General features: G+C 65.8%; 18 protein-coding genes. 16 read left to right on the forward strand and 2 right to left on the reverse strand.

From position 1 onward, the window contains the following. Window positions 1-56: 56 nt before the first annotated feature. The 13 genes from uppS (at window position 57) to ACEN9G_RS25000 (ending at window position 13,633) form a co-directional block, all read left to right on the forward strand. Window positions 57-815, forward strand: a complete 759-nt coding sequence (gene uppS / locus ACEN9G_RS24940; RefSeq protein ID WP_413339903.1) for a polyprenyl diphosphate synthase — start codon at window positions 57-59, stop codon at window positions 813-815. Between the two features lie 6 nt (window positions 816-821). Beyond that, window positions 822-1,649, forward strand: coding sequence for a phosphatidate cytidylyltransferase (locus tag ACEN9G_RS24945; RefSeq protein WP_413339901.1), 828 nt, complete (start codon window positions 822-824; stop codon window positions 1,647-1,649). Between the two features lie 127 nt (window positions 1,650-1,776). Next, on the forward strand, window positions 1,777-2,952 hold the full coding sequence (gene ispC / locus ACEN9G_RS24950) for a 1-deoxy-D-xylulose-5-phosphate reductoisomerase (protein WP_483127119.1): 1,176 nt from the start codon (window positions 1,777-1,779) through the stop codon (window positions 2,950-2,952). A gap of 28 nt (window positions 2,953-2,980) precedes the next feature. Then, window positions 2,981-4,327, forward strand: coding sequence for an RIP metalloprotease RseP (gene rseP / locus ACEN9G_RS24955; RefSeq protein ID WP_483127120.1), 1,347 nt, complete (start codon window positions 2,981-2,983; stop codon window positions 4,325-4,327). Window positions 4,328-4,450: 123 nt separating this feature from the next. Then, a complete protein-coding gene (bamA, locus tag ACEN9G_RS24960) occupies window positions 4,451-6,811 on the forward strand; it encodes an outer membrane protein assembly factor BamA (RefSeq protein ID WP_413339634.1) in 2,361 nt (786 codons plus the stop codon). A gap of 38 nt (window positions 6,812-6,849) precedes the next feature. Continuing rightward, window positions 6,850-7,368, forward strand: a complete 519-nt coding sequence (locus ACEN9G_RS24965) for an OmpH/Skp family outer membrane protein (RefSeq protein WP_413339633.1) — start codon at window positions 6,850-6,852, stop codon at window positions 7,366-7,368. Between the two features lie 91 nt (window positions 7,369-7,459). After that, window positions 7,460-8,518: a UDP-3-O-(3-hydroxymyristoyl)glucosamine N-acyltransferase gene (gene lpxD / locus ACEN9G_RS24970; protein WP_413339631.1), complete on the forward strand. Its 1,059-nt coding sequence runs from the start codon at window positions 7,460-7,462 to the stop codon at window positions 8,516-8,518. Further along, on the forward strand, window positions 8,515-9,000 hold the full coding sequence (gene fabZ / locus ACEN9G_RS24975; RefSeq protein ID WP_371760538.1) for a 3-hydroxyacyl-ACP dehydratase FabZ: 486 nt from the start codon (window positions 8,515-8,517) through the stop codon (window positions 8,998-9,000). The genes lpxD and fabZ overlap by 4 nt, the downstream gene beginning before the upstream one ends. Next, window positions 9,000-9,788: an acyl-ACP--UDP-N-acetylglucosamine O-acyltransferase gene (gene lpxA, locus ACEN9G_RS24980; RefSeq protein ID WP_056135241.1), complete on the forward strand. Its 789-nt coding sequence runs from the start codon at window positions 9,000-9,002 to the stop codon at window positions 9,786-9,788. The genes fabZ and lpxA overlap by 1 nt, the downstream gene beginning before the upstream one ends. Then, window positions 9,772-10,932, forward strand: coding sequence for a lipid-A-disaccharide synthase (gene lpxB, locus ACEN9G_RS24985; protein WP_413339629.1), 1,161 nt, complete (start codon window positions 9,772-9,774; stop codon window positions 10,930-10,932). The genes lpxA and lpxB overlap by 17 nt, the downstream gene beginning before the upstream one ends. Then, window positions 10,929-11,594, forward strand: a complete 666-nt coding sequence (rnhB, locus tag ACEN9G_RS24990) for a ribonuclease HII (protein WP_413339627.1) — start codon at window positions 10,929-10,931, stop codon at window positions 11,592-11,594. Before lpxB ends, rnhB begins: the two co-directional genes overlap by 4 nt. Further along, window positions 11,591-12,370: a TrmH family RNA methyltransferase gene (locus tag ACEN9G_RS24995; protein ID WP_413339626.1), complete on the forward strand. Its 780-nt coding sequence runs from the start codon at window positions 11,591-11,593 to the stop codon at window positions 12,368-12,370. Before rnhB ends, ACEN9G_RS24995 begins: the two co-directional genes overlap by 4 nt. Before the next feature lie 51 nt (window positions 12,371-12,421). Beyond that, complete coding sequence (locus tag ACEN9G_RS25000) at window positions 12,422-13,633, forward strand: EAL domain-containing response regulator (RefSeq protein ID WP_413339624.1); 1,212 nt, start codon at window positions 12,422-12,424, stop codon at window positions 13,631-13,633. Here the strand turns inward: ACEN9G_RS25000 and ppsR are convergent. Beyond that, window positions 13,630-14,478 (reverse strand): posphoenolpyruvate synthetase regulatory kinase/phosphorylase PpsR, encoded by an 849-nt coding sequence (gene ppsR, locus ACEN9G_RS25005; RefSeq protein ID WP_056135226.1) that lies wholly within the window; start codon window positions 14,476-14,478, stop codon window positions 13,630-13,632. The two genes, ACEN9G_RS25000 and ppsR, sit on opposite strands and share 4 nt — an antisense overlap. 370 nt (window positions 14,479-14,848) lie before the next feature. Here ppsR and ppsA point away from each other — a divergent pair, with 370 nt between their 5' ends. Beyond that, window positions 14,849-17,206: a phosphoenolpyruvate synthase gene (ppsA, locus tag ACEN9G_RS25010; protein ID WP_413339638.1), complete on the forward strand. Its 2,358-nt coding sequence runs from the start codon at window positions 14,849-14,851 to the stop codon at window positions 17,204-17,206. Window positions 17,207-17,265: 59 nt separating this feature from the next. On the opposite strand, the gene ACEN9G_RS25015 is transcribed toward ppsA, so the two are convergent. Continuing rightward, on the reverse strand, window positions 17,266-18,219 hold the full coding sequence (locus tag ACEN9G_RS25015; protein WP_483127121.1) for a tetratricopeptide repeat protein: 954 nt from the start codon (window positions 18,217-18,219) through the stop codon (window positions 17,266-17,268). On the opposite strand from ACEN9G_RS25015, the gene ACEN9G_RS25020 reads away from it, so the two are divergent. Further along, complete coding sequence (locus ACEN9G_RS25020; RefSeq protein WP_413346410.1) at window positions 18,218-18,409, forward strand: hypothetical protein; 192 nt, start codon at window positions 18,218-18,220, stop codon at window positions 18,407-18,409. The two genes, ACEN9G_RS25015 and ACEN9G_RS25020, sit on opposite strands and share 2 nt — an antisense overlap. Then, the gene (locus ACEN9G_RS25025) at window positions 18,410-18,727 is read left to right on the forward strand and encodes a hypothetical protein (RefSeq protein WP_413346412.1); all 318 of its coding nucleotides are present in this window, start codon (window positions 18,410-18,412) and stop codon (window positions 18,725-18,727) included. Window positions 18,728-18,785 lie beyond the last annotated feature (58 nt).

The following is an 18,785-nucleotide window of genomic DNA, read 5'->3' on the forward strand; positions in this document are numbered from 1 at the left end:
GCCAGGCTTGACCGGTCCGTTCCGCCTTTTGTTGTAGCCGCCATTTGGCCAGATTTATGATTTTCAAAAGTTCGACCACCGCAGTCCCCGAAGCGCCGACGGTGCCGCGCCATATCGCCATCATCATGGACGGCAACGGCCGCTGGGCGACCAAACGCCTGCTGCCCCGCGTGGCCGGCCACGTCAAGGGCGTGGACGCCGTGCGCAAGATCGTCGAAGCCTGCGTGGATCGTGGCGTGGAATACCTGACGCTGTTCGCGTTTTCGTCGGAAAACTGGCGCCGTCCGGCCGACGAAGTGTCCTACCTGATGGGCCTGTTCGTCACCGCGCTCGAGCGCGAAGTGTCGAAGATGCATGCGAATAACATCCGCCTGAAGGTCGTGGGCGACCTGTCGCGCTTCGATGCGAAGCTGCAGGACATGATCGCCAACGCCGAGCGCCGCACCGCCAACAACACCCGCCTGACCGTCACCATCTGCGCCAACTACGGCGGCCGCTGGGACATCATGCAGGCGACGGGCAAGATGGTTGCGGCCAACCCGGGCGTGACCGAGTACACCGAAGAGATGCTGGCCGAGCACCTGGCCATGGCCTATGCGCCGGAGCCGGACCTGTTCATCCGCACCGGCGGCGAAGAGCGCATCTCGAACTTCCTCCTGTGGCAGCTCGCGTATTCGGAGCTGTACTTCACCGACACCTTCTGGCCGGACTTTTCGCGCGACTCGCTCGACACGGCGATCGCGTCCTACCAGAGCCGGGAACGCCGCTTCGGCCGCACCGGCGAACAGGTCGCCAACAAGGCTAAACAAGGCTAACCGCTGATGCTCAGAACCCGCGTCATTACCGCCGTCGTGCTGCTGGCAATTTTGCTGCCAGTCCTTTACTTCAACAACTACACGGCGTTCGCGGTCGTGGCGACGGTGTTCTTCGGCGCCGCCATCTGGGAATGCTTTCGGCTGTTCAATCCGGAAACGCATAACGCGCACGTGATCGCGCTCGTGTGGGCCGCCGTATTCGCGATGTCCGTGTTCACGGGGCATACGAATCTGTCGTTCTGGGCCGCGCTGAGCGTGGCCTTGTGGATCGCCCGGTTCGCGCCGTCGCTGAAGATCGGCCTGCCGCCGCTGGGCACGCCCGCGAACACGGTGCTGTCGCTCGTCTACGCGTTCGCCGTGGTCGGCTGCTTTGCCGCCATCGTCGACCTGTATTCGCACTCGCCGCTGTTCCTGCTGTCCGTGCTCGCGATCGTGTGGGTGGCCGACATCGGCGCCTACTTTTCCGGCAAGGCGTTCGGCAAGCACAAGCTGGCTCCATCGATTTCGCCGGGTAAATCGTGGGAAGGCGCGATCGGCGGCGGCATCGCCGTGCTCGTGCTGGGCGGCCTGTCGGTCCAGTTCGGCGGCGACGCCTTCGCGAACACCTTCGCCGTGCGCGTCCAGCACACGTACGGCTGGCCCGTGCTTGCCGTCGTGCTCGTGCTGATGACGGCCGCCAGCATCGTCGGCGACCTGTTCGAATCCCAGCTCAAGCGGCGCGCCGGCATGAAGGACAGCAGCAACCTGCTGCCCGGCCATGGCGGCGTGCTGGACCGCATCGACGCACTGATCCCCGTGCTGCCCCTCGCCGCGCTGATCGGCTCGCGGCTGTAAGACACAGGCCGTTCCAACGCGGGCGGCGCGCCGCCTTCGCGCGCGCCGTGCCAGAATGACTCGGCGCTGGCGGTGGTCTGCAACCCGCCCCGCCCATGTTGGAACGACCTTGACAATGGAACGCAACATGCAAAGCATCACTATCCTTGGCGCCACCGGTTCGATCGGCGTCTCGACCCTCGACGTGCTGGCACGTCATCCCGACAAATACCGTGTGTACGCGCTGTCCGCGCACGAGCGCGTGGATGCGCTCGCCGCGCAATGCCGCGTGTTCCGTCCGCAGCGTGCCGTCGTCGGTTCGGCGGAAAGCGCGGCGCGCCTGCGCGACCTGCTGGCCGGCCTCCCGATCGACGTGGCCCACGGCGAAGCGGCCTTGTGCGAGATCGCATCGAGCCCGGACACGGACACGGTGATGGCCGCCATCGTCGGCGCCGCCGGCCTCGCGCCCACGCTCGCGGCCGCGCGCGCGGGCAAGAAGGTCCTGCTGGCGAACAAGGAAGCGCTCGTGATGTCCGGCCAGCTGTTCATGGACGCCGTCAAGGAACACAAGGCGACCCTGCTGCCCATCGACTCCGAGCACAACGCCATCTTCCAGTCGCTGCCGGGGACGTATGCACGTTCACCGGACGTGGCCGGTGTCGCCAGGATCCTGCTGACGGCGTCCGGCGGCCCGTTCCTGCAGCGTGCCGTCGAGACGCTGGAACATGTCACGCCAGAAGAAGCCTGCAAGCATCCGAACTGGTCGATGGGCCGCAAGATCTCCGTCGATTCCGCCACGATGATGAACAAGGGCCTCGAAGTGATCGAGGCCCACTGGCTGTTCGGCGCGCCGGCCGACAGGATCGAAGTCGTGATCCACCCGCAAAGCGTGATCCACTCGATGGTGTCGTACGTGGACGGCTCCGTGCTGGCCCAGCTCGGCAACCCGGACATGCGCACGCCGATCGCGCACGCGCTCGCGTACCCGGAACGCATCGCGTCGGGCGTCGACCAGCTCGACCTGACGACGTTCGCCGCGCTGCAATTCCACAAGCCGGACTTCGACCGCTTCCCGTGCCTCGCGCTCGCCTTCGACGCCTTGCGCGCGGGCGGTACCGCGCCCGCCTTGCTGAACGCGGCGAACGAAATCGCGGTCCAAGCCTTCCTGGAGCGCCGCATCGGCTTCCGCGACATCGACCGCGTCGTCCGCCGCGTGATGGACGAGAACCCGCATGGCGCGGCGACCAGCATCGAGGCCGTGATGGCCCAGGACGCGCGTGCCCGCGACGCGGCCGGATGCATCGTGCATGCGCTGCGCACTTGAACAACGCGGGCCCTGACGGGAGAGTGTCATGAACCTGATCCACACCGTGCTGGCATTCCTGCTGGCCCTTGGGCCGCTGATCGTCTTTCACGAACTGGGCCACTACGTCGTCGCGCGCCTGTGCGGCGTGAAGGTGCTGCGCTTCTCGATCGGCATGGGGCGCATCGTCTGGTCGCGCCGCTTCGGTCCGGACCAGACGGAATGGGCGATCTCGGCGCTGCCCATCGGCGGCTACGTGAAGATGCTCGACGCGCGCGATCCCTCGACCGCGCCGACCAATGACGCGGACCTGCCGCGCGAATTCACGCGCCAGAACGTGTGGAAGCGCATCGCCATCGTGGCGGCGGGCCCCATCGCCAACTTCATCCTCGCCATCGTCGTGATGGGCGCGCTGTTCATGCACGGGAAAGAGGAGCCGGGCACGCGCCTGCGCGCGATGCCGGAGGCGTCGGCCGTGTACAAGGCGGGCGTGCGCGGCGGCGACGTCGTCACGGCCGTCAACGGCAAGCCCGTGCAGTCGTGGACGGAGCTGCGCTGGGAGATCGTGCGCGCCGCCATCGACAAGCATGCGGCCGAACTGACCTTGCGCGGGCCGAGTCCGAACTCGGCGCCGTACCGCGCCGTGCTGCCCGCGGACCGCATGGCCAGCCTGGATGTCGACAGCGACGTGCTGGGCGTCCTCGGCATGCAGCTGTGGCGCCCGCGGCCCAGCGTCGACAAGGTGCTGCCGGACGGCGCCGCCGCGCGCGCGGGCCTGCGCCAGGGCGACCTCGTGACCTCGATCGACGGCAAGAACATCGCCGACGGCATCGCCTTCATCGAAGCCGTGCGCGGCGCCCCCGGCAAGACCCTGCAGATGGGCGTGCAGCGTGGCGGCCAGTCGCTCGTGCTGCCCCTCACGCCGGACCGCGATCCGCAGTCGGGCAAGGGCCTGGTGAAGCTGATGATCGCGCAGGCGCCGGAGATGGTGACCGTGAAGGCGGGGCCGCTGGAGGCGCTCGCCAAGGGCGCGCAGCGCACGTGGGAGACGAGCGCGATGACCGTCAAGATGATCGCGAAGATGATCGTGGGCGAGGTCTCGCTGAAAAATGTAACCGGCCCGATCACGATCGCGGACGTGGCCGGACAGACCGCCCGCTCTGGCCTGGAGCCGTTCCTGGAGTTCATCGCCTTCATCTCCATCAGCCTGGGTGTAATGAATCTGTTACCAATTCCCGTTCTGGACGGTGGCCATTTGCTGTATTATTCGCTGGAAGTTTTGACCGGGCGCCCCTTGCCCGCGCGGATCGGCGAGATCGCGCAGCGTGCCGGGGTCGGCCTGCTGTTCATGCTGATGGCGCTTGCCGTCTTCAACGACCTGGTGCGACTGCTCTGAACACACGGCACTCCGAACTGTACGCCGCGCCTGCGGCGGGCATCGGAGTGTTCGGCCCAGGCAGGACAAGCCCCGGCGAAGAACACGTAACGTTGTCCAATGACTGACCCATTGATCTAACCGATGAATTTACAACCCGAACGTTTTGCCCAGCCGCGTTTTGCCTTGCCCTCCCGTCGCAGCATGATCGGCGCAGCCGTGCTGGCCCTGTGTGCCGGTCACGCCGCCGCCGTCGCTCCCTTCGTCGTGAAGGACATCCGGGTCGAAGGCATCCAGCGGACCGAGGCAGGCACGGTGTTCAGCTACCTGCCGGTGCGCGTGGGCGAGACCTTCGACGACGAAAAAGGCACGGCGGCGATCAAGGCGCTGTATGCCACCGGCTTCTTCAAGGACATCCGCCTGGAAGAAGAAAATGGCGTGCTCGTGGTCCTGGTCGAGGAACGTCCGGCCATCGCCTCCGTCGACTTCACCGGCACCAAGGAATTCGAAAAGGACATGCTCGTCAAGGCGCTGAAGGACATCGGCGTCGGCGAGACCAAGATTTTCGACAAGGCCTCCGTCGACCGCGCCGAGCAGGAGCTCAAGCGCCAGTACCTGTCGCACGGCCTGTACGGCGTCAAGATCACGACGACCGTCACCCCGATCGAACGTAACCGCGTGAACGTCATGTTCAACGTGGACGAGGGCGACGTCGCCAAGATCAGGCAGATCAATATCGTCGGCAACAAGGCGTTCTCCGACAAGGAACTGCGCCAGCTGCTGCAGCTGAACACCTCCGGCTGGTTCACGTGGTATTCCAAGGCCGACCAGTACTCGAAGCAGAAGCTGACGGGCGACCTGGAGACCATCAAGTCGTGGTACCTGAATCACGGCTACCTGGAAGTGAACGTCGAGTCCACGCAGGTCTCGATCACCCCGGACAAGAAGGACATCTACCTCACCATCAACATCACGGAAGGCGAGAAGTACACCGTCTCCGGCGTCAAGATGGATGGCGAACTGTTCGGCCGCGGGGAAGAACTCAAGAACCTGATCCTGCTGAAGCCGGGCCAGACGTATTCCGGCGACCTGCAGGAAGCGTCGAACAAGCGCATCGCCGACCGTCTCGCGAGCTTCGGCTACGCGTTCGCGAACGTCACCGCAAACCCGGAGATCAACCGCGAGAAGCGCGAAGTCGCCTTCACGTTCTTCGTCGATCCGGGCAAGCGCGCGTACGTGCGCCACATGACCATCTCGGGCAACACGATCACCCGCGACGAAGTGATCCGCCGCGAATTCCGCCAGTTCGAGAGCTCGTGGTACGACCCGACCCGGGTGAAGCTGTCGCGCGACCGCGTCGACCGCATGGGTTATTTCAAGGACGTGACGGTCGAGACGCCGGAAGCGCAGGGCACCAACGACGCCGTGGACGTGAACATCGCCGTCGTCGAAAAGCCGACCGGTAACTTCATGGTCGGCGGCGCGTTCTCGCAGGCCGAGAAATTCACCTTCACCGCGTCCGTCACGCAGGCCAACTTCGCCGGCAGCGGCAACACGGTCGGCATCGAACTGAACACGAGCCGCTACAACCGCACGATCTCGTTCGCGCAGACGAACCCGTACTTCACCGACGACGGCATCTCGCGCGCGTTCCAGCTGTACCTGCGCACGTCGCGTCCGCCGGCGCTGAACATCGGCTCGTACACCGTGCGCCAGCAGGGCGGCAACCTCACGTTCGGCGTGCCGTTCTCGGAAATCGACACCGTCTACTTCGGCGCCGGCCTGGAAAAGACCCGCCTCGAGACGGACGAGAGCTCGCCGACGCTGTACCAGCAGTTCGTGATGCAGAACTCGAAGGACCCGGTCGCGAAGGCGACGGGCGTGGGCGAGGCGACGACGAATGCGATCCCGCTGACCGTGGCCTGGGGCCGCGATTCGCGCGACTCCGCCATCACGCCGACGCGCGGCCGCTACCAGCGCGCCAACCTGGAAGTCGACGTCCTCGGCGACTCCAAGTACTACCGCGTGGTGTACGAACACCAGTGGTACCGCCCGATCACGCGCTGGATGACCCTCGCGCTGAAGGGTGAGCTGGACTACGGCGCGGGCCTCGGCGGTCACGCGTACCCGGTCTTCAAGAACTTCTACGGCGGCGGCATCGGTTCGGTGCGCGGCTACGAGAGCTCGTCGCTCGGTATCGTCGACCCGCGCACGTACGACGCCCTGGGCGGCGCCAAGCGCGTGATCGGCAACGCCGAGCTGCAGTTCCCGTTCCCGGGCAGCGGCCAGGATCGCTCGCTGCGCTGGTTCACCTTTGCCGACGGCGGCCAGATCTACCAGGAGCACGAACCGATCCGCACGTCGCAGCTGCGCTACTCGGCGGGTATCGGCCTGTCGTGGATTTCCCCGGTGGGCCCGCTCAAGTTGAGTTATGCTAAGCCCTTGAACGCGAAGGAGGGCGACCGCCTTGAGCGCTTCCAGTTCCAGATGGGTACCGGTTTCTGACCGGGCCAGTCGTCGAAACAAGGATTGCGAAGAATATGTTGAAAAAATCGTTAGCCGCGCTGCCGCGTAGCCTGGCGCTGGCGCTGCTGTGCGCCGGTGCGATGGCGCAGGCGTCCGCGCAGAGCGGGATGAGCCGCATCGGCTTCGTCTACACCGAGCGCCTGATGACCGAGTCCAAGCTGGCCAAGGCTGCGGACGCGAAGCTGCAGTCGGAATTCTCCAAGCGCCAGAAACAGCTCGACGACGCAGTGCAGAAGTACAAGGTGAGCCGCGAGAAATTCGACGACGAAGCGCCGAAACTGTCGGACGTCGACCGCACCAAGCGCACGCGCGAACTGCTCGACATGGAGAAGGACGTGCAGCGCATGCAGCGCGAGTACAACGAGGACCTGTTCCAGCGCAAGAACGAGGAGCGCGCCGCCATCGCGCAGAAAGCCTATAAACTGATCGAACAGGTGGCCGAGCAGGAACACCTCGACGTCGTGCTGCAGGAAGCCATCTGGACCAGTCCGCGCATCGACATCACCGACCGGATCCTCAAGCTGCTCGACAAGTAAGCATGTGAGCATGTGAGCCAACACGCTTCCCTGACGCCGGCCGGCTTGATGAGCGGTCGGCAGTTTTCACTTCTTTTACGGAACGACCACGATGGGCACTCGACTGGGTGATTTGGTCGAACGCTTCGGTGGCCAGCTGGTAGGTGACCCGGACCTCGAGGTCCAGGGCATCGCACCGCTCGACAGCGCCGGCGCTTCGCACATCAGCTTTCTCAGCAACAGCAAACTGCGCGCGCTGGCCGCGCAAAGCGGCGCCGCGGCGCTGATCGTCTCGCCGCTGGACGACGCCACCGTCGCCACGACCTATGCCGGCGCACGCATCGTCACCACCAACCCGTACGCCTATTTCGCCCGCGTCGCGCAGTACTTCGTGGCGCTCGAAGAGATCGTGCCGCCGCCGGGCATCCATCCGAGCGCCGTCGTGCACGAGACGGCGCGCGTCGCGCCGACCGCGCATATCGGCCCGAACGTGACGGTCGAAGAGGGTGCCGTCATCGAGGCGGGCGTCCGCATCGACGCCGGCTGCTTCGTCGGCCGCGAGGCGGAGATCGGGGCGGACACGCATCTGTTCGCGAACGTGACCTTCCACGCGCGCTGCAGGATCGGCAAGCGCGGCATCCTGCACTCGGGTGCCGTGATCGGCACCGACGGCTTCGGCTTCGCGCGCGAGAACGGCGTGTACATCAAGATCCCGCAGACGGGCCGCGTGCTGCTGGGCGACGACGTCGACGTCGGCGCCAACACGACCATCGACCGCGGCGCGCTGGACGACACGATCATCGAAGACGGCGTGAAGCTCGACAACCAGATCCAGATCGGCCATAACTGCCGCATCGGGGCGAATACGGCCATGGCGGGCTGCGTGGGGGTAGCCGGCAGCGCGCAGATCGGCAAGAATTGCACGTTCGGCGGCGCGGCGATGGTGCTGGGGCACCTGGAAATCGCGGACAACGTCCATATCTCCTCGGGCAGCATGGTGTCGCGCTCCGTGCTCGAGCCGGGGCAGTACACGGGCTTCTATCCGCTCGCCAAGAACGCCGAATGGGAAAAGAGCGCCGCCATCGTGCGCAACCTGTCCTCGCTGCGCGAGAAGATGCGCAGCCTCGAAAAACAGATCAAACAATTGACCGAACCATCAGAACAAAAATGACGACTGAAGCCACCACCGCGACCAACAAGACCCTGGGGATCAACGAGATCAAGGAATACCTGCCGCACCGCTACCCGCTGCTGTTGGTGGACCGCGTGGTCGACTATGAGCTGGGCAAGACCATCACCGCCATCAAGAACGTGACCGTCAATGAAGAATTCTTCAACGGCCACTTCCCGCACAAGCCCGTGATGCCGGGCGTGCTGATGATCGAGGCGCTGGCGCAGACCGCCGCGATCCTGTCGTTCATGACCATGAACGTCAAGCCGGACGAGAACTCCGTCGTGTACTTCGTCGGCATCGACAACGCGCGCTTCAAGCGTCCGGTCGAGCCGGGCGACCAGCTCAAGATGGACATCGAGATCCTGCGCACCTCGCGCGGCATCTGGAAGTACAAGGCTGTCGCCAGCGTCGACGGCAAGGTCGCCGTCGAAGCTGAGCTGATGTGCACCATCCGCGCGAACGAGAAGGCAGGACAGTGATGAGCAAGGTCCACCCGAGCGCGATCGTCGACCCGAAGGCGGAGCTGGATTCCACCGTCGAAGTCGGCCCGTATTCGATCATCGGGCCGGACGTGCGCATCGGCGCGGGCACGGTCGTGGGTCCGCACGTCGTCATCGAAGGCCACACGACGATTGGCCGCGACAACCGCATCTTCCAGTTCGCGTCGCTGGGCGCCGCCCCGCAGGACAAGAAGTGGGCCGGCGAACCGACCCGCCTGGAGATCGGCGACCGCAACACGATCCGCGAATTCTGCACGTTCAACCTCGGCACCGTGCAGGATGCCGGCGTCACGCGCCTGGGCGACGACAACTGGATGTCCGCGTACACGCACCTGGCGCACGACTGCCAGGTGGGCAGCAACACGATCTTCTCGAACAATGCGCAGCTCGCGGGCCACGTGCACGTGGGCGACTGGGCGATCCTGTCGGGCTACTGCGGCGTGCACCAGTTCTGCAAGATCGGCGCGCATGCCTTCATCGGCATGTACACGAGCCTCACGCAGGACGTGCCGCCATTCGTCCTCGTCTCCGGCAACCCGGCCGAGGCGCACGGCGTGAACATCGAAGGCCTCAAGCGCCGCGGCTTCACGCGCGAGCAGATCAACGCGATCCGCACCGCGTACAAGACCATCTACCGTTCCGGCCTGACGCTGGAAGAAGCCAAGGCCAGGCTGGCGGAAGAGGAAGCCGCCGCCGGCGACGCCGCACAGCACATCCGCGCGCTGCGCGACTTCCTCGACAACGCGAGCCGTGGCATCGTCCGCTGAATCCGTGAAGCTCGCGCTGGTCGCGGGCGAAGTGTCCGGCGACCTGCTCGCGGCGCGCCTGATGGCGGGGCTGAAGCCGCGCCTGCCGGGCGTGGCCTTTTCCGGCATCGGCGGTCCGCGCATGCTGGAGCAGGGCCTTGCGTCGGACGTCCCGATGGACACGCTCACCGTGCGCGGCCTGCTGCCCGTGCTGCTGCGCTACCGCGAACTGAAGGGCATCCAGAACCGCCTGCGCGACCGCCTGCTGGCCGAGCGTCCGGCCGCGTTCATCGGCGCCGACTACCCCGGCTTCAACCTCGGGCTGGAAGAGCAGCTGCGCGCGGCGGGCATCCCGACCGTGCACTTCGTCGGTCCGCAGATCTGGGCGTGGCGCGGCGGGCGCATCAAGAAGATCCAGCGCGCCGTCTCGCACATGCTCGTGATCTTCCCGTTCGAGGAAGAGATCTATCGAACGGCCGGCGTGCCCGTCACGTACATCGGCCATCCGCTGGCGGAGACGATCCCGCTGGTGCCCGACGTGCTTGCCGCGCGCCGCCAGCTCGGCCTGCCGGAGAACGCGCGCGTCGTGACCGTCATGCCGGGCAGCCGCATGTCGGAAATCAAGTACCTGACTGAGCCCTACGTCCGGACAGTCCAACTGCTGGCGGCGCGGGATCCGTCCGTGCGCTTCATCGCGCCGATGGCGGGCGAACGGCAAAAAGCGTATTTTATGGAGCTGCTGGCGAAGGCCGGGTTGCAGGACGTGCCGCTCCAGCTCGTCGACGGCGAATCGCATGCGTGCATCGCGGCGGCCGACGCCGTGCTGGCGGCTTCGGGCACCGCGACGCTGGAAGTGGCGCTGTACAAGAAGCCGATGGTGATCGCGTACAAGGTCTTGCAGGCCGAGTGGCTGCTCATCCGGAACATGGGCTATTTGCCGTGGATCGGGCTGCCGAACATCCTGGCGCGCGACTTCGTCGTGCCGGAATTCCTGCAGCACGCCGCGACGCCGGAAGCGCTGGCGGACGCCGTCTGGTTCCAGCTGACGGACGAGAACAACCGGGTGAGGCTGCAGGAGCGCTTCACCGAAATGCATCACAGCCTGCTGCGCGACAGCGCGCGCGAAAGCGCCCGCGCCGTGCTCGAGGTGATAGGCAAAGCATGAGAAAAACGAGAACGAAGGCGGTCGATTTCTACCCGGGCCTCCCGCCGAAGAACCGGCCGTTCACGCTGGACGACATCGTCTGCGGCGTGGACGAGGCCGGGCGCGGCCCGCTGGCCGGCCCCGTGTTCGCGGCCGCCGTGATCCTCGATCCGGCCCGTCCGATCGAGGGCCTGCGCGACTCGAAAAAGCTGACGGAAGCGCGGCGCGACGAGTTGGCCCCGCTGATCAGGGAGCACGCGCTGGCGTGGGCCATCGCCGAGTGCTCGCACGCGGAAATCGACACGCTGAACATCCTGCAGGCGACGATGCTGGCGATGCGCCGCGCCGTCGAACAGCTGGCGACCGTGCCGACCATCGCCCTCATCGACGGCAACCGCTGCCCGCAGTTCGCGCCGCACATCCGCGCGCATGCGGTGGTGGAGGGCGATGACAAGGTGCACGCGATTTCCGCCGCGTCGATCCTCGCGAAGACGGCGCGCGATGCGGCGCTCGTCGCGCTGCATGACACGTATCCGCAGTATGCGTTCGACCAGCACAAGGGCTATTCGACGGCGCTGCACCTCGCGCGCCTGCGCGAGCACGGTCCGAGCCCCGTGCACCGGCGCAGCTTCGCGCCCGTGCGCGCGCTGCTCGAACCCGACCTGTTCGGGGAGCTCGCATGAAGAGCATCACGTCGCGCGACAACCCGTTTTACAAGGAACTGAAACACCTCGCGGGCAGCAGCCAGGCCCTGCGCAAGGCCGGCCGTTCGCTGCTGGACGGCGTGCACCTGTGCCAGGCGTACCTGGACCTCGTCGGACAGCCCGTGCACTGCATCGTGTCCGAAGGCGCGCTGGCGAATCCCGAAGTGGCCGCCATCGTCGACCGCGTGACGGCGCCGGCCACGTCGCTGCCGGACGCGCTGTTCGGCGCGCTGTCGCAGGTCGAACACGGCATCCATCTGCTGTTCCTCGTCGAGACGCCGCGGCCTGTTCGTCCGGACGCCCTGGTGCAATCGGCCGTGCTGCTGGACGGCGTGCAGGACCCGGGCAATGCCGGCTCCATCCTCAGGAGTGCGGGCGCGGCGGGCATCAGGCAGGTGTATTGCAGCCCCGGCACCGCCTCGATCTGGTCGCCGAAGGTGCTGCGCGCCGCGATGGGCGCCCATTTCGTGCTGGAGATCTTCGAGAACGTCGACCTGGCGGACCTGATCCGGAAGGCAGACGTGCCCGTGCTGGCGACGAGCGGCTATGCCAGCGAGCGGATCTACGACGTGGACCTGTCCCGCCCCGTCGCATGGCTGCTGGGCCATGAAGGGCAGGGCGTGTCGGATGCGCTGCTGAACCTGGCCACGCACCGCGTCGTCATCCCGCATGCGGGCGCCGTGGAATCGTTGAACGTGGCCGCGTGCGCGGCCGTGTGTTTCTTCGAACAGCTGCGCCAACAACAGCAGGCGTAGACGCGATAAGCCTGTTCGGTTACGCTTCGTGCACGTTATGACGGAGTCGAGATGGACATGGGGCAAACGCAGTTGCACTCTTTGCACTTCCTGGTCGCGGAAGCGGACCCGGTGCAGCGCCGCGCGCTGATCGAGGCGCTCGGCCAGGTGGGCGCCACGCGCGTTACCGACGTGCCGGACGGCCCGATGGCGCTGCGCACCCTGCAGGCGGGTTTTACCCCGAAGATCGACGTCGCCGTCATCGACCTCGACCTGGGCGGCATGGACGGACTCGAACTGCTGCGCGCGATCGCCGCGCTGAAGTCGGACGTGCGGCTGATCGTCGTCGGCGCCCAGCCGGCAAGCGTGCTGTTCTCCGTCGAGAGCCTCGCGCAGGCGCATGGCGTCGACCTGCTGGGTACTGTCGCCAAGCCCGTCACCAGCACGAAACTCAAGGCCTTGCTGGACAATTACCAGGCGCCGCGGCGCGCGCCGGCGGCAGCGCCCGGCCCCAGCTTCACGTTCGCCGAAGTGGGCGTGGGCCTGCAGAAGCGCCAGTTCGAGCCGTTCTTCCAGCCCAAGATCGAACTGGCGACGGGCCAGGTGAAAGGCCTGGAGACGTTCGCCCGCTGGCGCCATCCCGAGCACGGCGTGCTGGGACCTGCTTCCTTCATCGGCGCGCTGGAAGCGAACAACCGCATCGACTTCCTCGACTGGACGATGCTGGAAATGTCGGTGGAGCGGTGCCGCCGCTACCACGACCAGGGCATCCCGATCTCCATCTCGCTGAACCTGGCGCCGGAGACGCTGGCGCATCCGAACTTCATCCGCCAGGTGACGTCGACGATGCAGCGCCACGGCGTGCTGCCGGACTACCTGACGTTCGAGATGACGGAATCCTCGATCCTCAGCTTCGACGCCGACTTCATCGAACGCCTCGTGCGCTTGCGCATGCTGGGCTTCGGCCTCGCGATCGACGACTACGGCACCGGGCGCTCGAACCTGCAGATCCTGGCGCGCATCCCGTTCTCGGAACTCAAGATCGACCGTTCGTTCGTGGACGGCGCGTCGAAGAAGCGCCAGCTGGGCACCGTGCTGAAATCGTGCCTCGGGCTGGCGCACAGCCTCGATCGCATGTCCGTCGCCGTCGGCGTGGAGACGCGGCAGGACTGGGATTTCCTGCAGGGGCTCGGGTGCACGTATGCGCAGGGGTACCACATTGCCAATCCGATGCCGGCCGACGAGTTTCCCGGCTGGCTCGAGGATTGGCGGCATTTCTTCTAATATTCACGCCGGTCCGGCTTGATCTCCTGGAGGATGGTCGTCGCGATCTCCTCGATCGACTTGGTGGTCGACGACAGCCACCGGATCCCCTCGCGCCGCATCAGCTGCTCGGCCTCGTTCACCTCGTAGCGGCAGTTCTCCAGCGACGCATACTTGCTGCCCGCGCGCCGCTCGTTGCGGATCTCGGACAGGCGTTCCGGCGTGATCGTCAGGCCGAATATCTTGTGCTTGAACTGCGGCAGCGCCGACGGCAGCTTGTTGCGCTCGAAATCGTCCGGGATCAGCGGGTAGTTCGCCGCCTTGATCCCGTACTGCATCGCGAGGTACAGGCTCGTCGGCGTCTTGCCCGAGCGCGACACGCCCACGAGGATCACGTCCGCATCCGCCAGGTTCTTGTGCGACTGGCCGTCGTCGTGTGCCAGCGAGAAGTTGATGGCCTCGATGCGGTTCTTGTATTCCTCCGTGTCGACGACGTTGTGGATGCGGCCGATCGTGTGCGTCGACTTCACCCGCAATTCCTGCTCGAGCGGGGCGACGAACGTCTGGAACAGATCCATATGCATGCCCTGCGCGGCGCGGATCACGGCGGACAGGTCGTGTTTCACGAGCGTGGAAAATACGATCGGGCGCTGGTTGTCGGCGATCGCGGCGTCGTTGATGCGGCGGGCGGCCGCGTAGGCTTTGTCGATCGTGTCGATGAACGGCAGGCGGATCTGCCGGAAGCGCATCTCGAACTGGCTCAGCACCGCGTGGCCGAAGGTTTCCGCCGTGATGCCCGTGCCGTCGGAAACGAAGAAAACGGTGCGCGCGGCGCCCGGACTGCCTGGGGTGTTAGCGAAAGACATGATGTTTTTTAGACAGATAATGACAAAGTTGCAGCTCGTTGGGCTGTGAAACCCGGTCGCGCGCGGTAAAATGCTTGGGAACGGGTTGTTGGATTGTGCTTTACGACGCCAAGAATAACAAGAAATCCCCCGGAAACTCGACCAGCCTGCCGCGCGAAGCCCGCCTTGAGCAACGATTGCTCGGCGCGCCGCCGCTGCCTAGCCAGGCTCGTCCGTCATCCGGCCGTCGGCGCATCCGCCGTACAGATTTCCATCATCAAAAAGGTGTTTTACCATGACTAACCTGTCGAATGCAGTATTGAAGGCGCCCGATCCCACAGCGGCCGGCGCGAGCGAAGCGGTCTACGTCGCCTCGTTCGAGACCCTGCGCATGACCGACGTCGAGTCGGTCGGCGGCAAGAACGCGTCGCTCGGCGAGATGATCAGCCAGCTGGCCGAGGCCGGCGTGCGCGTGCCGGGCGGCTTCGCCACCACGGCCCAGGCCTTCCGCGACTTCCTGAACCACTCGGTCGACGGCGGTCCCTCTCTCGGTGACCGCATTGCCCGGCGCCTGGAAGGCCTGGACATCGACGACGTACGTTCACTGGCCACCGCGGGTGCAGAGATCCGCCAGTGGATCATCGACACCCCGTTCCAGCCGCGCCTGCAGGCCGAAATCGAAGCCTTCTACGACCGCCTCGTGGCCGATTCGGACACGGAAGTGTCGTTCGCCGTGCGCTCGTCCGCCACCGCGGAAGACCTGCCGGACGCCTCGTTCGCGGGCCAGCAGGAAACGTTCCTGAACGTCGTCGGCATCGACAACGTGCTGGAAGCGATGAAGCACGTGTTCGCGTCGCTGTACAACGACCGCGCGATCTCGTACCGCGTCCACAAAGGCTTCACCCACGCCGAAGTCGCGCTGTCGGCCGGCGTGCAGCGCATGGTCCGTTCCGACACGGGCGCCGCCGGCGTCATGTTCACGATCGACACGGAATCCGGCTTCAAGGACGTCGTGTTCGTCACGTCGAGCTACGGCCTGGGCGAGACCGTCGTGCAGGGCGCCGTCAACCCGGACGAGTTCTACGTGCACAAGCCGATGCTGGAACAGGGCAAGAAGCCCGTCATCCGCAAGAACATCGGTTCCAAGCTGATCAAGATGGAGTTCACGAAGGAAGCCAAGGCCGGCCGCTCCGTGCAGACCGTCGACGTGCCCATCGAAATGCGCAACCGCTACTCGCTGCTAGATGAGGAAGTCGTCGAGCTGGCGAAATATGCCGTCATCATCGAGAAGCACTACCAGCGCCCGATGGACATCGAGTGGGGCAAGGATGGCCGCGACGGCAAGCTGTACATCCTGCAGGCGCGTCCGGAAACCGTGAAGTCGCAGCAGAAGGCGACGGATTCCCAGCAGCGCTTCAAGCTGAAGGGCACGGGCACCGTGCTGACCTCGGGCCGCGCCATCGGCCAGAAGATCGGCGCCGGTCCGGTGCGCGTCATCAACGACCCGTCCGAGATGGAAAGAGTGCAGCCGGGGGACGTGCTCGTCGCCGACATGACCGACCCGAACTGGGAACCGGTGATGAAGCGCGCCTCCGCCATCGTGACGAACCGCGGCGGCCGCACGTGCCACGCGGCGATCATCGCCCGTGAACTGGGCGTGCCGGCCGTCGTCGGCTGCGGCGACGCGACGGAAACGCTGAAGGACGGCACGTTCGTGACCGTGTCCTGCGCCGAAGGCGACGAGGGCCGGATCTACGACGGCCTGCTGGAAACGGAAGTGACGGAATCGGCGCGCGGCGACCTGCCGGCCATCCCGACCAAGATCATGATGAACGTCGGTAACCCGCAGCTCGCGTTCGACTTCCAGTCGATCCCGAACGGCGGCGTGGGCCTGGCCCGCCTGGAGTTCATCATCAACAACAACATCGGCGTGCACCCGAAAGCGATCCTCGAGTACCCGAACATCGACAACGACCTGAAAAAGGCCGTCGAGTCGGTCGCCCGCGGCCACGCGTCGCCGCGCGCATTCTACGTCGACAAGCTGGCCGAAGGCGTCGCGACGATCGCCGCCGCGTTCTGGCCGAAGCCCGTCATCGTGCGCCTGTCCGACTTCAAGTCGAACGAGTACAAGAAGCTGATCGGCGGTTCGCGCTACGAGCCGGACGAGGAAAACCCGATGCTGGGCTTCCGCGGCGCCGCGCGCTACCTGGCCGAGGACTTCGCCGAGTCGTTCGAGATGGAATGCATGGCCATGAAGCGCGTGCGCGACGAGATGGGCCTCACCAACGTCGAGATCATGATCCCGTTCGTGCGTACCTTGGGCCAGGCCGAGAAGGTCATCGCGCTGCTGGCGAAATATGGCCTGAAGCGCGGCGAGAACGGCCTGCGCGTCATCATGATGTGCGAAGTGCCGTCGAACGCCATCCTGGCCGAGCAGTTCCTGGAGTACTTCGACGGCTTCTCGATCGGTTCGAACGACCTCACGCAGCTCACGCTGGGCCTGGACCGCGACTCCGGCATGGAACTGCTGGCCAAGGACTTCGACGAGCGCGACCCGGCCGTGAAAGCCATGCTGACCCTGGCGATCAAGGCCTGCCGCGCGAAGGGCAAGTACGTGGGCATCTGCGGCCAGGGGCCGTCGGACAACCCGGACTTCGCCGTGTGGCTGATGGAGCAGGGCATCGAATCGATGTCGCTGAACCCGGACTCGGTGATCGATACGTGGCAGAAGCTGGCGTCGATGCAATAAGCCGTTGAGCTTCCAATGAAAAGCCGCTGCGAGGTGCAGATCACCTTGCAGCGGTTTTTTTATGCGTGGGCTTCGGTCCCGTGCAATTGGTGGAACGCGCGTTCAAACTCATCCAGGTGGCGTGTAAAAGGCGGCGGCGAAACGGCCCGCAGGCGCCCCAGCAGCGCCTCGCCTTCGGCCACGCGCTCCGTTTCCAGGCAGGCGCGCAGCAGGTGGAAAGCGGCCTGCGGACCGTGCCGGGTGGGGTCGTAGACGGGTCCGACGAGCGTGACGATCAGGCCCGTGTGGCCATACTGCCCGAGGTCGGCCGCCATCGTCATCAGGGCGCTGCCATCCACGTCCTCCTCGGCCAGCACGGCCGTGTACTGCTCGCGCGCCGCCGGGAGGTCGCCGGCGGCGAGATGGTGCCGGGCCAGCAGGAGCCGCGCGCGCCAGCTGCGGGGGAGGGCGCACGCTTCCTGCAGCGCCTGCAGGAAGCCCGCTTCGCCCGCGCGCGCGCGCTCGACGGCCAGCCAGCCGTTCAACCCGTGCTCGAAGTTCGGGTCGAGCCGGATGGCGCGCCGCAACAGGTCGGACGCGCCGGCCGAGTCTTCCCGGTCGTGCTTCACCTTGGCGAGGTTGGTGAGCAGCGCGGCCGTCTCGCCGCAGTTTCGGATGCCGGCCTGCAGCACGGCCTCGGCCTCGTCGTGCCTGCCGCTTTCCAGCAGCACGATGCCATGCGTGACATGGCTGCGTTCCGGCAGGCCGTCGATCTCGACGAGGCGCGCGGCCGCCGTCAGCAACTCGGGCGCGAAGCCGTCGGACAGAGCGGTAAGGATGGTGCCGTACAACGCGTCCGCCGTGTCCCAGTGCTGCTTGAGTTGCGGATGCAGCACCTTGTCGCGCCATTCCTCCCGCGCCATGACCACCTGGCGGCCGTGTTCGTCACAGGCCGTGATGACATCGTCGATGGCGGGCGCCGGGGCGGCGGCGGTCGTGCGGGTGCGGAAGGCGGCGAACAGACGTCTGAACATGGCGGATCTCCAGAAGGCGATGCATCGCATTATTGGCGTTTATTTCCACATGGAAATTGATCTTCCGCGGCAAGCGGGTTACGACGCGATATGCATCAACGCGGGCACGATGTTGAGCCTGAAGCAACAAGTTGTTGACTTGGCACGGAAAAACGTTACACTTTGGCAAATAGTTTTGTCGGGGATGTGAATGAAGCGCCTGGCCTGGTTGACAATCATGATGGGAGCACTGTGGGCAGGCGCGGGTCATGCCGCCGATGCAAGCCTGTGCAAGTCGATGTGCAGCGCCGAGAAGCGCGAATGCCGGGCGAATGCGGAGGGGCTGGCCCTGGACGACGGGGGCTCGCTGCTCGACCTGCCCGAGAAAAATCCGATGGCGCGCGCGGCACAGGAGCAGGTGCCTTCGGAGGCGGCGCCTGCGCCGCGCCGGCCGACGCCGTACTCGTCAGGCCGAAGCAGGACCGTTGACTCCGCGCACAGACGCGCTAGACTGGCGATAACGATTTGATCACCGACACAATCATTGAACCCGATATCAATTACGCGACCCTCGTCACCCGTAGCGG

Source organism: Massilia sp. Masssp94 (assembly GCF_059491305.1).

Bases quoted from the DNA above. Each gene is read 5' to 3' on its own strand.
- uppS (WP_413339903.1), top strand. From the start codon at position 57: ATGATTTTCAAAAGTTCGACCACCGCAGTCCCCGAAGCGCCGACGGTG.
- ACEN9G_RS24945 (WP_413339901.1), top strand. From the start codon at position 822: ATGCTCAGAACCCGCGTCATTACCGCCGTCGTGCTGCTGGCAATTTTG.
- ispC (WP_483127119.1), top strand. From the start codon at position 1,777: ATGCAAAGCATCACTATCCTTGGCGCCACCGGTTCGATCGGCGTCTCG.
- rseP (WP_483127120.1), top strand. From the start codon at position 2,981: ATGAACCTGATCCACACCGTGCTGGCATTCCTGCTGGCCCTTGGGCCG.
- bamA (WP_413339634.1), top strand. From the start codon at position 4,451: ATGAATTTACAACCCGAACGTTTTGCCCAGCCGCGTTTTGCCTTGCCC.
- lpxD (WP_413339631.1), top strand. From the start codon at position 7,460: ATGGGCACTCGACTGGGTGATTTGGTCGAACGCTTCGGTGGCCAGCTG.
- fabZ (WP_371760538.1), top strand. From the start codon at position 8,515: ATGACGACTGAAGCCACCACCGCGACCAACAAGACCCTGGGGATCAAC.
- lpxA (WP_056135241.1), top strand. From the start codon at position 9,000: ATGAGCAAGGTCCACCCGAGCGCGATCGTCGACCCGAAGGCGGAGCTG.
- rnhB (WP_413339627.1), top strand. From the start codon at position 10,929: ATGAGAAAAACGAGAACGAAGGCGGTCGATTTCTACCCGGGCCTCCCG.
- ACEN9G_RS24995 (WP_413339626.1), top strand. From the start codon at position 11,591: ATGAAGAGCATCACGTCGCGCGACAACCCGTTTTACAAGGAACTGAAA.
- ACEN9G_RS25000 (WP_413339624.1), top strand. From the start codon at position 12,422: ATGGACATGGGGCAAACGCAGTTGCACTCTTTGCACTTCCTGGTCGCG.
- ppsR (WP_056135226.1), bottom strand. From the start codon at position 14,478: ATGTCTTTCGCTAACACCCCAGGCAGTCCGGGCGCCGCGCGCACCGTT.
- ppsA (WP_413339638.1), top strand. From the start codon at position 14,849: ATGACCGACGTCGAGTCGGTCGGCGGCAAGAACGCGTCGCTCGGCGAG.
- ACEN9G_RS25020 (WP_413346410.1), top strand. From the start codon at position 18,218: ATGGCGGATCTCCAGAAGGCGATGCATCGCATTATTGGCGTTTATTTC.
- ACEN9G_RS25015 (WP_483127121.1), bottom strand. From the start codon at position 18,219: ATGTTCAGACGTCTGTTCGCCGCCTTCCGCACCCGCACGACCGCCGCC.
- ACEN9G_RS25025 (WP_413346412.1), top strand. From the start codon at position 18,410: ATGAAGCGCCTGGCCTGGTTGACAATCATGATGGGAGCACTGTGGGCA.